This is a genomic window from Enterococcus sp. MMGLQ5-1 (assembly GCF_013155265.1).
Lineage (GTDB): Bacteria > Bacillota > Bacilli > Lactobacillales > Streptococcaceae > MMGLQ5-1.
Genome location: NZ_JABJXU010000009.1, coordinates 1 through 15,677 on the forward strand (window position 1 = coordinate 1; position 15,677 = coordinate 15,677).

The window sequence follows — 15,677 nt, forward strand, 5'->3', positions numbered from 1 at the left end:
CTTTTAATTGTCAATCTTTTTTTAAATCTTTTTTTAAAAGTTTTTTTTGCTTTCGCCTTTTCCTGCGACAGCTTTCTTATAATAGCAAATCTTATTTTTACAGTCAACTCATTTTTTAACTTTTTTTTGTAAAATGTATTAAAGTCTTAAATATGAACCACTTACAATTTAATTGAGTTAAAATGATGAAACTGATTGTGGCTTTCGTTTATTAGAAAATTTATATTAATTATAATTGCATTATTTATTAGCTATTATATAGAAAGAATATTTAATATAATATATACAGAATCTTGTTATTTGTTCTTTGGGTTATGATATAATTAAATGATAAAATTTTTAAGGAGGCATCATGCTACAAGCTACAGATATAAGTTTACATTTTAGTGATCGCAAATTATTCGATGAAGTAAATATTAAGTTCACTCCAGGTAATTGTTACGGTTTAATCGGGGCAAATGGCGCTGGAAAATCGACATTTTTAAAAATTCTTGCTGGTGATATTGAACCTTCAACTGGACATATCTCAATTGGATCAGAGGAAAGACTCTCTGTTTTGAGACAAAATCATTTTGATTACGAAAATCAGAGAGTAATTGATGTTGTTATGATGGGGCATAGCGAGCTTTATGAGGTTATGAAGGAAAAAGATGCTATCTATATGAAAGCAGATTTTTCAGATGAAGATGGTTTAAAGGCTGCAGAGCTTGAAGGTCGTTTTGCTGAATTAAATGGTTGGGAGGCTGAATCTGAGGCTGCTCAATTACTACAAAGTCTATATATTTCTGAAGAGCTTCACTATGTAAATATGAGTGAATTAACCTCAGGTCAAAAGGTTAAGGTGCTACTTGCTCAAGCACTTTTTGGAAAACCTGATGTATTACTCCTAGACGAACCGACTAATGGATTAGACATTCTATCAATTAATTGGCTTGAAGAATTTTTAATCAATTTTGAGAATACGGTAATTGTTGTTTCACATGACCGACATTTTTTAAACAAGGTTTGTACACATATGGCCGATTTAGATTTTGGAAAAATTAAACTTTTTGTCGGAAATTATGATTTTTGGAAAGAATCTAGCGAACTTGCTCAAAAATTAATGCAGGATCAAAACGCAAAATCTGAAGAAAAAATTAAAGAGTTGCAAAATTTTATTGCTCGTTTCTCTGCTAATGCTTCAAAGTCTAAACAAGCTACCTCGAGAAAAAAAATGCTTGATAAAATTACATTGGAGGATATTCAACCTTCAAGTAGACGTTACCCATATATTAAATTTGTCACTGAACGTGAAATTGGAAATGATTTGCTCCAGGTCGAAAATCTTTCTGTTACAATTGATGGTAAAAAAGTATTGGATAAAATCAATTTCACTTTAAATAAAGAAGATAAGGTTGCTTTTATAGGAAGAAATGATATAGCAACAACCACTCTTCTCAGAGTAATCATGGGCGAATTAGAACCTGATTCCGGTAGTGTGAAATGGGGTATAACGACTTCACAGTCTTATCTGCCGAAGGACTCATCAAAAGAATTTGATAATGAGCTAACTATTTTAGATTGGCTTAGACAGTTCGCAAGCAAGGAAGAAGATGATAATACTTTTTTACGTGGCTTTTTAGGTCGAATGCTCTTTACAGGTGAAGAAGTTAATAAGCAGGTTAAAGTATTATCTGGTGGTGAAAAGGTACGCGTTTTGCTTTCTAAATTAATGTTAGCTAAAGCAAACGTTTTAGTATTGGATGACCCTACTAATCATTTAGATTTGGAAAGCATCTCTGCACTAAATGATGGATTGAAGAATTTCCAAGGTAGTTTACTGTTTACTTCACATGACCATGAATTTATTCAAACACTTGCAAATCGCATTGTCATTATTTCTGAAAACGGAATGATTGATCGCTCTGAAATCACTTATGATGAATTCTTAGAAAATAAAGAATTAGTATCTCAAATGAATGAATTATTAAGTTGATAATAATAGGAGGTTTATTTTGAAATCTGAAGTCAAAATCCGTGTTGGTAGTGAAGAAGACATCGAACAATTAATAAATTTGGTCATGCTTGTGATTGAGGATATGGATTTACCATTACTAAAAGAAATTGGAGAAGCAAAAACAAGAGCCATGTTAATAGAAAGCTCCAAAAATTCGGGTGATAGATATTCCTTCCGACGTGCAATTGTTGCAACAGTAAATGAAAAGATTGCAGGTGTCCTATTTGGTTACCCAAGTGAAGAAGAAGCCACAATAGATAAAACATTTAATGAAATTAGTCCAATGCCTTTGTTCAACTCTAAAGAAACATATGGTAATGAATGGTATATTGACACGCTAGTAACTTCTCCAAACTATCGAGGTCAAGGTGTTGCAAGGCGATTAATTCAAAGTGTACCAAATTTCGCTAGTATCGAACAGAAAGATGTTGTTGGTTTAAATGTGGATATTAATAATATCGCTGCCAAAAACCTTTACAAATCTTGCGGTTTTGTAAAGGTTTCGGAAACTGTTATTGGAAGTCACCATTACGATCATATGTATTGGAAATATTAAATTAAAGCACCTCTCAGCCATTGTTGAGAGGTGCTTTAATTTATTAATTTTTAACTTTTTATATTTCAATCACTTCAACTGGTTCCATACTGAGCGCAATGAGATAAGTTTTGATGCTCTTTGCTTGATTTAGGCTTTCGCTTAAGGCCTTGGCATAAACCTCAATTTGTTTTCTGTAGCGTTGAATCAGTGTTTCACGTGAAACATTATGATCTGTCTTATAGTCAAAGAGAATTATTTTATCATCTAGCTCAAAATAACCGTCAATTACCCCTTTAATCAAAACATGGTCCCTTTTTTCTGTGAATATTTCAAAATCAAAATCAAAATTGCTAATCACATTTGTATCCACTAACATTGAAAAAGGCTGTTCTCGGCATAGGATTCCATTTTTAGCAGCATTTACAATATCTTTCCCTAGTAAATTTTCTGTAAAGAAAATGACAATTTTTTGGAAAAAAAATGTAATTCTTTCTATTTCTGCTGGAATAAGCTGATCCATATTATTAGCTACTGTATCATAAATTTCTTTTTCTAAATCTTCAGAAGTAAAATCTATTTTCTGTAAAAGCTCATGGATTAAGCTACCAAACTCTGCCCCAGACAATCTTTTTGTATCTGGCTTAAAAATTGGAAAATCAAAGGTTGGATTTAATAAGGAAGCCGGTTGAATACAATCATCCAATAAGGTCTCGTATCTTTTCTTAATTGCTGATGGAGTCTGAATAGTTGGCATTTGAATAGCTACCAAATTTTTTTGATTGTACTCATCTGCCGAATCTAAAATTCGTTTAGCTAAACGTGCGTCCTCAATCCATGATTGTTCTGACTCAAACGGTTGAGTTAGCGCATTAAATACATTAAATGAAACCTCATTTTGTTGAGGGATAGTTGCCTGCTCAATATCAAAATCGGTATAAATAGTGACTTTAGCACCGATTGCTTCAGAAATGAATGTTTTTTTTATCGGTTTTTCAATGCTCCAAAGTATACCGCCAATCCAATTTAAATAATTATCCGATATTCTTAAAGAATTTGAGAGAATGCCCGTTTTTTCATCAATCTTATTTTTCCAATTATCAAAAAAAGTACTTTCTGCCGTTCCAAATCCTGGATCGCTAGATTTAACTGTTTGACTTGCACTTGCAACGGTCCCAGTTAGATAAAGTTTTTTTTCAGCTCTAGTCAGTGCAACATATAACAATCGCATTTCTTCAGCAATCAAATTTTTTTCTTTAATCATTTTATTAACTGTATATGGAATAGTTTCCATTTCAATTAACGAACGAGAATATGGAACCAGTGCTTTAATTGAAACACCGTTCTCTCTGGTGATAATCGTATTTTTATTTAAATCACCCTTATTGAATTTTCCTGCTAAATTAACAATAAAAACATAAGGAAATTCTAGACCTTTACTCTTGTGAATCGTCATAACTCGTACAGCATCAACCTTTTTTTCAATTGGTGCTTCCTCAAGATCATTTGAGCGTTGTAAATAGCTATCGATAAAATGAATAAATTGAAATAATCCTTTATATCCATTCATTTCAAAAGACTTGGCTCTAGTTAATAGAGCCTGTAAATTTGCCTGTCGCTGTAATCCTCTGGTCAGACCACCAACATAATCTAAATAATATTTTTCCTGATATATTTTTAATATTAATTCATAAATACTATGTGTCACCCGAAAATCGCGCCACGAATTTAAAGCTAACAAAAAATCCGATATTTTTTGTTTTAGTTCATTTGAAATTAAATTCGAATCATCCCCTATTAATTCACAGGCAACATTTAACGCATCATAATATTTTGAAAACCGATTTTGAAGTCTAATTTTCATTAACTCATCTTCATTAAAATTGAACATTGGCGATCGCATTAAAGCAACTAAATCAATATCACTATATGGATTATTAATTGCTCTTAAGGTTGCCAGCATTACCTTAATTTCTATCGACTGTAAATAATTTGCTTTTCCATCCATTAAAACAACCGGAATATCATGGTTAGCTAAGATTGATTCAATTACGGCATTTTGATTTCTATTTCTAACTAAAACAGCAATATCTTTAGCTGGAACGCCTGATTTAATTAATTCATTAATTTTTTGAGCAACAATTTCAATTTCCCCCGCCTCAACATCTGAGCTTTCAGATTCAATCAATTGCTTTGTTTTATCCTTTTGATAAATCAATAATTCTGGATAATTTGTTGAGTCAACCGCCATAGGAAATGTTAAATTTCCAAATTTCAAATGCTCTGCTTCATCGTAATTCATATTTGTTAATTGATAATCAAATAGCCGTTCAAAAATTGAATTAGTAAAATGTAAGACTTCCTGATGAGAACGAAAATTTTCTTTTAGCCTAATCACCTGGCCACCATTTGTATTTAAATACTGTGATTGCTTTTCTAAAAATAAGTTAGGATCTGCTAAGCGAAAACCATAAATTGATTGTTTAACATCTCCAACCATAAATCGATTTTTCCCATTGCTTAACAAGTTTAAAAGTGTATCCTGCATATGATTCGTATCTTGATATTCATCAACCATAATTTCAACATATTTATCTTTATAATAATTCAGTATATCTGAATTATTACTCAAGAGCTTAATTGCCAAATGATTTATATCAGCATACTCCAATAAATTTTTGTCCAATTTTGCTTCAAAATATTTACGATAGAATAAAATTGAAAACTTTTGTAAATAAATCGTCAATTTTATGAAATAATCTTTGTAGGATTCAATAACAGATTTATTTCTGAATACAAGTAAAACCTTCTGATAAATATTATCAAATTCTGATTTAATTACTGGATAATTAATTCGTTCATCATCATCCTTAATTTGACGGAGCGTTAAAAGCTGTTTTCCATCGTCTGTTTTCCCGACTATAATAAAGGAATCGATAATCTCGCTAATATCACAGCCGTTCTTTAGAGAAGTAATGTATGCTTCATATTGTTCAATTCGTTTAGCTAATAATTCGATTTTTCTTTGATGATCTTTTTTTCCCCATAAAATAACATCATTATCTATTAATCTCTTAATATATAGGGTGAATTTTTGTAAAACATTTGTAAAACTTTCAGTTAAATCCTGTGGAAAATCGTTAAAATTTTGATATTTTTGATAACCACTTAGCATTTCAGTTTCAAGCCATTTCATTGGATCAGGTGTACTCTCGGCAAATCGATGAATTTGTAAAATGGCACTAAAGAAACCCTTATCGCTTCTATCATTAGAAAAATTACGTATCAACCTCGAAAAATCAATTTTATTGAAGTCCACATACTTTTCCATCAAGAAGTCATTTTCGAGTGAAATAAATACTTCTTCTTTTAAATTTTCTATTTCTGTTTGATCATTTAATAATCGAAAATTTGGATCAATATTTAACAAATAATAATAATTTCTAATTAACTTCCCAGAAAAACTATCCATGGTTAGAATATCAGAATTTGGTAAATCTTTTAGTGCCTGCCTATACCTTTGCTTTTCCTCCGTATCAGCTGTATTAGCAAGTTTTGATCTTAATATTTTTTCGAGGCGTTCCTTTAACTCATTGGTAGCCATATTTGTAAAGGTAGAAACAAATAAATCTGTTAACCTAATACCTCTAGATATCCGATCAATAATACGCTCAATCATTACAAATGTTTTTCCGCTACCTGCTGAAGCAGCAAGCAATAAATTATTGCCATTACTATAAATTGCTTCGATTTGTTGATCTGTTTTTTCTTTTAACGAATTCATTGACATTTTATTTTTTAATATTTCTTGCTTAAGTTTTTCTTGCTCCTCCTTTTGATTGGAATGTTTGATTAATCTTTCTAATTCTACACATTGCTTTTTTAATTCTTCACGAATTTTTTGATTCAATTTTCTAGTTTTTGCTTCGTTCACAATAAACTCTTTTATTTCCTGATTATTTGCTAATGCCATTTGAACTCCTTTTTATCAAGCAACACTATCTATTTCAGCAATAAAATTAACGATTATCATTTACTGCCGGGTCTATAGAACTCAAATTTTTATTTCCAACTAAGCGCCCGTTGTGAATATCGGGCTCATAGCGACAAATCGATTTAAATTGACAATATTGACAACCAATTGAAACCTTTTTTGAATTAACTGCTGGATTAATTTTAACCCTTCCTGATAATAATTCATTACCTGCGTTTACAAATAATTTACGATTGTTGTCTATTAAATGGTTAACTTGAGCCTCACTAAAAGTGTTTACTTTATTAAAATTATAAACGGACTTCAATTCATCATTAAAACTATCAAAGGTCTCTTTAACATATATTCCGTTATATATCAGACTTTTTAACTTTTCACTTGCCACAGTTTCATCAGTCAGACCTGTCAACTCATTTAGCTTGATGATTGGTTCATTAAAGTGAAGATACGCAGCGCCCCATAGGCTACTTTTATCCTTTTTGTAAACATTTTGTAAAAAATCTAAATAGGTAATCAGCTGAAGCTGCATACCATCAAGCGCCTTTTTCAAATCAAATGATTGATTACCTGATTTATAATCAACTGCGCCAATTGTATGATTTATTTCATCAATTCGATCAATAAATCCTCTTACTTTGAGCTCTTTTTGACTTACTAAATCAAAATTCAAGCCAGAAATACCATCCCTGCCAAAGCCAAATTCTGTTGCCTTAATTTGAATAGGCAGCCCAATTTGTTTTTTTAATATTAGCGCCATATTATTTATTATCTGATCAAATTGCTGTTTATAATATTGGTTAATCGCATTAAAATCAAAATATATTTGGAATTCAGTAGTTGCTAGTTTAATTGCATTTTCTAATTGACTATCAAATGATGATTTATCAGGAAAATCATCTGCGAGCAATATTTCAAAGACACGGTGTAAATAATTACCTTGTATTCGATTATCTAATGTCATTGTGTCAACTTCTTGTAAATTTAAACTATTTGCCAAATAATACTTATATTCACAATGATAAAAATTTTCAAAGCTTGATACCGAAGCATTAATCTGTTTTGGATAAAGTACATTCAAGGTTTCCTTAACAATTGGTGTCGGTGTAATTGATTGATCTAAGCTTTGAAAAATTGCTTGATACTTAAAGTTTTTCTTTAATAGGATGCGATACATGATTTTCCAAAAGGTAACATTGGGTTGTCCGTCAATTTCAGGCTTACTAAGTAATTCACGAGATATCACACCTAAATCTTCCAATAGACCATCATAAGAACCTATCATTCTTGGATTTACTTGTTCTAAGCTATTTGGTTGATTTACTTTTTTTCTAACCAAAAGTTCGGATTGTAATCTTTGAATATAAATTGATTGACTAACTGCAGTATCCAAATAAACTACTGAGCTACTTAATATTAATTTATTATTTGCAGATGCTAAAAGTTGACTAGCAGTAAATATGGATTTACTAGAGCTTTCCTGTCTCTTTACTTCTAATTTACCATCTTTTGACAAATTATTAATCTCTATTCTTTCATCATCAGTCAGCAAAGAGTGGTTCTGAGCAATCTTGGGAAAATTTGTTGCATTCAAACCAATTGCGTAGACATAATCAGCAGCATCCGGTCTAATTAGCTCATATGACTTTATCTGAACCAAATCGATTGCTGCCGGAATTTTTTTGAAAACAGCCTGTTTTATCCCCGCTGAAAGCATTTCAACAAAATATTCATCACTAGACTGATAGATGCTATTATACTCTTTTAAAATTGACATTAACGTATCCCAAGCTTCCCTATCTTGGTTTATCTCATCTTGTGTTGTTGCCAACTTAGCTAATTTGATGTAATTAGGACGAATATAATCAAGAACTCCTAAGAAAGCGTTAAAGGTCGGTTTTTTTATAAAATTTGCAATGACTGAACTTGCCGATATTAAACATTCCTGAATTAGCTTAAAATTTTTAAATTCAATTTTCGCAAAATTCTCCATTTCCTTTGGCCCATTATTCATCTGCCACTTTTGACTAAAAAAATTGTGACCAGAAATACCATTTTTTAATATATATACCTCAAACCGATCAATTATCTGCCGATATTCATTGTCTTGGCTATCATTTAATGCGACAAAATCAAAAGGCAATAATTCTGTTCTAAGCACTCTCATAACATCAGTATACTGATAATTATATTGAGATAAGGCAATTAAACTCTCAATAAATTCAACTAATGGATGATTAGCCTGCTTTACCTCTCCATCAAAATAATAATGAATTTGATATTTATTAAAAATTGGTTGAATAATACCGTCATAATCCGCTAAATTACCACATAAAACCTGAATTTGTTGATATTTTACACCTGTACTTACCAAATATCTAATATCTTTAGCAACTGATTTTATTTCTTCTATCATGTTGATATTTTCCCAGGTTTCAATATACTGATTGTTCGACAAATCAAATTGATTATTATTTCCATCCCATTCGTTGATTTTTTCCCATGCATTAACTAATACTTCTTTTTCAGAAAAGGGATCTTTGTCAATTAATTGTAATTCTTTTGACACTTTTTTATTTACAAAAGAGATGCTTTTTCCAAAAAAATCTATTTCTGATTTGATTTTTTTTGTAAAATCAAGAGTTGCTTCGTAAATATTTCCGTCAACTATTTGACAATTAATAGCTGGCTCTGATATATGAAGCGCAACCAACACTTCAATTCCAGCAGATTCTAAACACTTGATCAAGTTTAACTCGATTGGGCTTAATCTTGAAAAGCCTTCTAAAATAATTAAGCTGTTCTCCTTAAGATTAACCTGTTTTTTTTCAAGCTGCTCAATCAGCACTTCAATTGTATTTTCCTGTCTAAATTTTCCAGCTAAGCTTTGGTAGTAATGTTTTAAAATCAAAGCTAATTCTTGATATTTTAACGTTTCTGGTAACGTCTCAAGCTCAATACAGGACTCCTCCAATTCTTTACTTAAATCAACCAGCTGAGTCAAAAAACCAATTTGATTGATTTCTCCTTTGAAAACTGTTAAGGCATCCTCTTGCTTTAATTTTGCTAATACTTTACGAAAAACCATTAATTTACCCGTATCTGTTAATTGAACCTGATTAAATATGGGATTATCCTTCAATAAATACCAAGCAAATCTTTTAAAGCTAAGCACTTGAAGTTTGATTTGCGCATGTATTGTCATTTTTTCCAAAATTTCGCGCTCTAAATCAAAGCTCATCGAAGTCGGGACAAGATAAAACACTTCTCTCTTGTTTTCAATCGCTTTCTCAGCAATTTTAATGACTTCGTCAGTTAAATTTTCGGTAAAGCTTCTATAAATTATTTTCATTTGACACCTCACTCATCATCCTTTCCTCCATTTTATCATGTTTTATCTAAAACTTCTTTTCCGCATTTTCCACAGGTTTTATCCACAGGACTGTGGAGTTTTCTTCACAGGTTTTAGTTTTTCTGACAGAGTTTTCCACATTTTTTTCAAAGTTAACAGCCTGTGAATTAGTAATTCACATATCCACTTTTTACTGTGGAAAAACTTTTAAAAGACTAATCTAATAGGCTTTTAATTTATTTTTTATCTGTGGACTTTTAAAAGTTTTTTAAGTTATTCACATAATTTAATGGGGTGTGGATAAGTTTTTTCTGACAATTGTGGATTTTTTTTCCACATTTTATATTTCTGTGGATAAATCTCTTCCCGCATGTTAAAATTTTCTTTGTGATTAATAAAATAATTTAAATAATAAATAGCAGTGAGTTGGAGCAAAAATGGATAATTTATTACAAAACAAGCTTTGGGAAAAAATTGAAGAATTGGCACTAAGAGAGCTCAGTAATCAAACCTATAATTTCTTTGTTAAAAATGCAAAAATAGGTTTAGTCACTGCCTCTCAAGTTGTTATTATTGTTGAACAACCAATGCAGGTTGATTTTTGGAAAAATGAAAAAATGCAAATGATTATCATGGCCGCTTGCTTTGATATTCTAGAAAATGGCTCAAATATTATGCCCATTGTCTTAACAGAAGCAGATGCTGTTAAGCAGGGATTGACAAATAGCTCGCAAAAAAATTCAAAATTAGAGCATGAGATTGAAATTGATTTACCGCCTGTCAAAAGTAATTTGAATCCTAAATTTACATTTGAAAATTATGTTATTGGTAAAGGAAACATGATGGCACATGCAGCAGCAGCGGCGGTTGCTGAAACTCCCGGAATTATTTATAACCCTTTATTTATATGGGGTGGCTCAGGACTTGGTAAAACACATTTAATGCATGCTGTAGGAAATGAAATACTAAAGCATAACCCAAAGGCGAGAATTAAATATATTTCTAGTGAAAATTTTGTAAATGAATATGTTAATTCCATGGCTAAAAAAACACAGCGCCAGTTTAAACGTGATTTTCGCAATTTAGACGTTTTACTCCTCGATGACATTCAATTTTTTTCAAATAAGGATGGAACTCAAGAAGAATTCTTTAATACATTTGAAGCACTCCATAATAACGAAAAACAAATTGTATTAACAAGTGACCGGATGGCTAAAGATATTGAAAATATGGAAATGCGTTTAGTTACAAGATTTGAGAGTGGGTTATCAACTGATATCACACCACCAGATTTAGATACGCGTGTTGCAATTTTAAGAGAAAAAGCGGAAGCACAAAGAATTAATTTTCCAAATGAGGTCTATGAGTATATCGCAGGAGTTGTAGATACAAATGTTAGGGAGCTGGAAGCTTCTTTGCGTGAGGTGGATCTTTATGCTAAAACATATCACAATGGAGAAGTAACGACAGCAATTGCTGCTGAGGCGCTAAAAATGAAGCGTAAGGAAGTCATTGCTGTTGGTGGCATAACAATTGATAAAATTCAAACAGTTGTCGCAAAATACTATAAAATCCCTAAAAATGAGCTTGTTGGAAAAAAAAGAAATAAAGAATATGCCGTTCCACGTCAAATTGCCATGTATCTCACGAGAGAACTAACCGATGCTAGTTTGCCACAAATCGGACAAGAATTTGGCGGAAAAGATCATACAACAGTAATGTATGCACACCGAAAATTGAAAAAAGATGTGAAATTTGATTTAAAACTTCAAAGTGAAATTAATGAAATCCAAGATAAGCTGATTAACTAATGATAAGTTATTTTTATATTTGTGGATAACTAGGGAAATATGACACAAGTTTATCCCCAAGTTATCCACATGTTAAAAACCCATGAAGCTTACTTTATTTGGAGTTATCCACATAATTCACAGCACTTATTATTATTATTATATCTATTTATTCTATTAATAAAAAAAATGCTTTATCGCAATATTTGTGATTGACAGCAGTTTTCACTTTGATATAATTTAAAATGTTGCTTGAGAATTTTAGTTTGAGGTTCAGTAGCTCAGTTGGATAGAGCAATCGCCTTCTAAGCGATCGGTCGGGGGTTCGAATCCCTCCTGAATCATTTAATAGAACCTGATTATCCTAATCAGGTTTTTTTATTCAGAAAAGTAAGTGACTTATAGAAGAATATCCATATAATTATATGTTATAATCATGTTATTGAAGCAGAAAATAAGGAGTCTCTATGTTAAAATTTAGAATTAATAAAAATGCATTTTTAGCTAATTTACGTCTGGCTCAAAAAGCAATTACAGGAAAAATTGTAATTCCGGTTTTAAATTTTGTTAAAATTGATGTTAGTAGTGAAGGAATGACATTAATTGGCTCAAATGGTAAAATTACAATTGAAACTTTTTTAGCTGTGGACAACGAAGATGCAGGCATGGTTATTGAAGAAACAGGCGGTATTTTATTAGAGGTAGGTTTTTTCTCAAGAGTAATATCTAGTTTACCAGACTATGAGTTCACTTTACAGGTGCTTGACAATAATGTAGTCAATATCATCAGTGGGCAAACAGATTTACATTTAAACGGAATGAATGTTGAGGATTATCCGCAAATCAAGACCTTTGATCAAGAAAAGCCTTTAAAAATGCCTGTCAAGCTTTTTAAAAATCTGATAATGGAAACCAATTTTGCAGCGAGCACTCAAGAAAGTAGACCAATTTTAACAGGTGTCTGCTTTAAGCTAGAGGACAATCAAAATTTAATTGCAACAGCAACGGATGCCCATCGTATGACAAGAAGGGTTATTCAGCTACCTAACCCTTCAGAAAATTTTCAGTCTGTAATTCCAAGTAAAAGCTTAAAAGAATTTACTAATGTTTTTAGCAATGATGAACAGGAATTTGAAATGCTGTTCTCTGATACACAGGTTCAATTTAGAACAGATACAATTTCTCTTTACACGCGTTTACTAGATGGAAATTATCCTGATACGGAGCGCATTATCCCTAAAGATTTTAATACTACGGTTGTTTTTGATAGCTTTGAATTACGTCAAGTAATGAATCGTGCAGCCCTATTAACCTCTAATGACAGAAGTCGATCGATTCAATTTGATATACAACAAGATAAGATTACACTATATGGTAATTCTCCAGAAATCGGTAATATTAAAGAAGACGTTGCTTTCGAAACATTTTCAGGCAATGACTTATTAATTAGCTTTAATCCTGTTTTTATGTCTGAAGCCTTGACTGCCTTTGGTGAAGGAAAGATTATTATTAAATTTACAGAATCTATTCGGCCTTTTATTTTAAGTCCAGAATCGATTGGAGATAAATTTATTCAATTAATTACACCAATAAGAACCAACGCCTCAATTCCTAATAAATAATATCTAGATTGACAATTTATTTTACTGAAGTAAGGTAAGTTGTCAATTTTTTGTCAATTCAATTTTTAGATAAGAATCTTTTCAACCGCTAGGATTAAAAATTATTAAAAGAAATGGGAGAAAAAATGCTTAAGGTAGAAAATTTGGTAAAATCTTTTGGAGATTACAAGGCTGTCAACGATATTAGTTTTGAAATTCCGAAAGGAAAAATTTTGGGCTTGATTGGGCAAAATGGTGCTGGTAAAACAACAACCTTTCGTTTAATTTTAGATTTTTTAAAAGCAGATAAGGGCTTAATATTGTGGGATAATCAGCCTGTAACTAAAGAAATTTACAATCTAATTGGTTATATGCCAGAAGAAAGAGGTCTTTATCCTAAAGAAACCGTTGAAAATCAATTGATTTACTTTGCATCACTTAGAGGAATGAAAAGGAAGGATGCTAGCGATCGGATTGATCGGTGGATGGAAAATTTTCAAGTAAAAGGCAAAAGAACAGATAAATTAAAAAAATTATCAAAGGGAAATCAGCAAAAGGTGCAGCTGATTGCTACATTGCTTCATGAGCCAAAATTGGTGATTTTAGATGAACCATTTTCGGGTCTTGATCCTGTTAATGCAGGCATCTTAAAAGATGCAATTATTAACTTAAAATCACAAGGCGCATCAGTTATTTTTAGCTCACATAATATGGATAATGTAGAGCAAATTAGTGATCACTTAGTAATGCTCAAATCAGGTAAAATGGTCTTAAATGGTGAAATTCATCAGATTCGTGAAAGCTTTGGTAGGACAAAGCTGTTACTTGAGGCACCTATTTCAAAAGCAGCACTTTTAGCAATAGATGGTGTTTTAGAAGTAAAAGAAAATGAAAGTCAGTTATATGAAATCAAATTAAGAGACGAGTCCATAGGGCATGAAATTTTTAAATTAGTTAATGTTAATAATTACATTCCTGTCTTCAGCCAACAGCCACCCACTTTGGAAGAAATTTTTAAAATGAAAGCAGGGGCACCAAATGAATAATAAATTTTGGATTATTGTTAGAGAAGTATATCGTAAAAATGTTAAATCCTGGTCTTTTTTAGTGGCGATTTTAGCGCCTATTTTAATGGTTGGTATCATTTTTCTAATTAGCTTTTTATCAGTTAAATCCACTGGAGTAATGGATAAGCAAAAAATTGCAATTGTTTCTGATGTAGATGCAGTTAATCAAGTATTCAAGGTTGCTAATAAAAATACTAATGAGTCGAGTGATTTAATAGCATACACCCAAACCTCAAATAAAGACGTTGAATACACTTTTATATCAAGTGAGGATAAAGCTAAGGAAGAGTTAAAAAAACAAAAAATAGCAGCTTATATTGTGATTAAGGATGTTTCTAATCAACTGGTTGCTAATATATACAGTACAGACGCCACCATTCAAGACCAAATTTCGCCAATTACTCAAATGATCAACGGCGTTCAAAGTAATATTAATGTTCAAAAAACCCAAATATCCCAAGCTGATTTAGCAATTTTAGGTCAACAAGCCTCAGTCAAGCAAAAAACAATTTCCTTTGAAGATTCCGGAAAAATTATTGAGGGCGAAGATTATTCCGCGATTAAATCGGTAGTTTCATATCTGATTGTTATTTTAATATTCTTCTTTATCATGTTTTTTGCGACTAGTATTACACAAGAAATTGCCTCGGAAAAAGGAACACGAATTATGGAGATACTGCTTTCAAGTGTGCCGGCTAAAACTCATTTTTATGGCAAAATTGTTGGTATTATTTTGGTTGTATTAACGCAACTGATTTCATATGTATTAGTATTTGGACTAGGTTTTTTACAAATTAAAAATAGTTTTGGTGGGTTAATTGATCAAGCCTTAAAAAATATTGATTTAAATAAAATATTTGGTGATGGTTTTTATATGGTTATTCCAATTATTTTAGTTAGCTTTGCCTTATATATTGTAGTTGCTGCACTATGTGGTTCCTTAGTTTCTAAGATGGAGGATGTACCAAAGGCAACACAGCCAATTGTATATATTGCCCTAGTCGGTTATATGGGAACATTAGCGCTTGGAAATGGTAAGGATACCATCATTTTAAAAGTATTAAGCTATCTACCATTTACTTCAACTTTTGCGATGCCTACCCGCTTAGCTAAGGGTGTTGCAACGACTTTTGATGCATGGATTTCGGTGCTTGTTTTGATAATAGCAACCTTGGTTATATTAAGATTTTCAGCAAAAATGTACCAAAGTAATGTTTTGATTTATAATGATAATGGTTTATTCACAAGTTTCAAAGAAGGCTTAGGTTATATGAAACAAAACCGAAAGAATAATGGGTAATTAATCAGAGAGATTAACCAGATTACAAATTATTGACACTTAAGT

General features: G+C 31.4%; 8 protein-coding genes and 1 tRNA gene. 7 read left to right on the forward strand and 2 right to left on the reverse strand.

Features of this window, described 5'->3' with window-relative positions; all coding sequences use genetic code 11:
• Window positions 1-352 precede the first annotated feature (352 nt).
• Window positions 353-1,975: an ABC-F family ATP-binding cassette domain-containing protein gene (locus HOY35_RS09575; protein WP_172213094.1), complete on the forward strand. Its 1,623-nt coding sequence runs from the start codon at window positions 353-355 to the stop codon at window positions 1,973-1,975.
• Between the two features lie 19 nt (window positions 1,976-1,994).
• Complete coding sequence (locus HOY35_RS09580; RefSeq protein WP_172213096.1) at window positions 1,995-2,552, forward strand: GNAT family N-acetyltransferase; 558 nt, start codon at window positions 1,995-1,997, stop codon at window positions 2,550-2,552.
• Window positions 2,553-2,610: 58 nt separating this feature from the next.
• Here the strand turns inward: HOY35_RS09580 and addA are convergent, their stop codons facing one another.
• Together addA and HOY35_RS09590 are read right to left on the reverse strand one after the other, a co-directional pair.
• Entirely contained in the window at window positions 2,611-6,504 is a 3,894-nt protein-coding gene (gene addA / locus HOY35_RS09585; RefSeq protein ID WP_172213098.1) for a helicase-exonuclease AddAB subunit AddA, read from the reverse strand.
• A gap of 46 nt (window positions 6,505-6,550) precedes the next feature.
• Complete coding sequence (locus HOY35_RS09590; RefSeq protein ID WP_172213100.1) at window positions 6,551-9,874, reverse strand: PD-(D/E)XK nuclease family protein; 3,324 nt, start codon at window positions 9,872-9,874, stop codon at window positions 6,551-6,553.
• Between the two features lie 437 nt (window positions 9,875-10,311).
• On the opposite strand from HOY35_RS09590, the gene dnaA reads away from it, so the two are divergent.
• From dnaA to HOY35_RS09615, 5 genes are all read left to right on the forward strand, one after another.
• Complete coding sequence (gene dnaA / locus HOY35_RS09595; RefSeq protein WP_172213102.1) at window positions 10,312-11,685, forward strand: chromosomal replication initiator protein DnaA; 1,374 nt, start codon at window positions 10,312-10,314, stop codon at window positions 11,683-11,685.
• Between the two features lie 249 nt (window positions 11,686-11,934).
• Window positions 11,935-12,008, forward strand: a tRNA-Arg gene (locus HOY35_RS09600).
• A gap of 123 nt (window positions 12,009-12,131) precedes the next feature.
• A complete protein-coding gene (gene dnaN, locus HOY35_RS09605; protein WP_172213103.1) occupies window positions 12,132-13,286 on the forward strand; it encodes a DNA polymerase III subunit beta in 1,155 nt (384 codons plus the stop codon).
• Window positions 13,287-13,411: 125 nt separating this feature from the next.
• Entirely contained in the window at window positions 13,412-14,311 is a 900-nt protein-coding gene (locus HOY35_RS09610) for an ABC transporter ATP-binding protein (protein ID WP_172213105.1), read from the forward strand.
• On the forward strand, window positions 14,304-15,632 hold the full coding sequence (locus HOY35_RS09615; protein WP_172213107.1) for an ABC transporter permease: 1,329 nt from the start codon (window positions 14,304-14,306) through the stop codon (window positions 15,630-15,632). The genes HOY35_RS09610 and HOY35_RS09615 overlap by 8 nt, the downstream gene beginning before the upstream one ends.
• The last annotated feature ends 45 nt before the right edge of the window (window positions 15,633-15,677 follow it).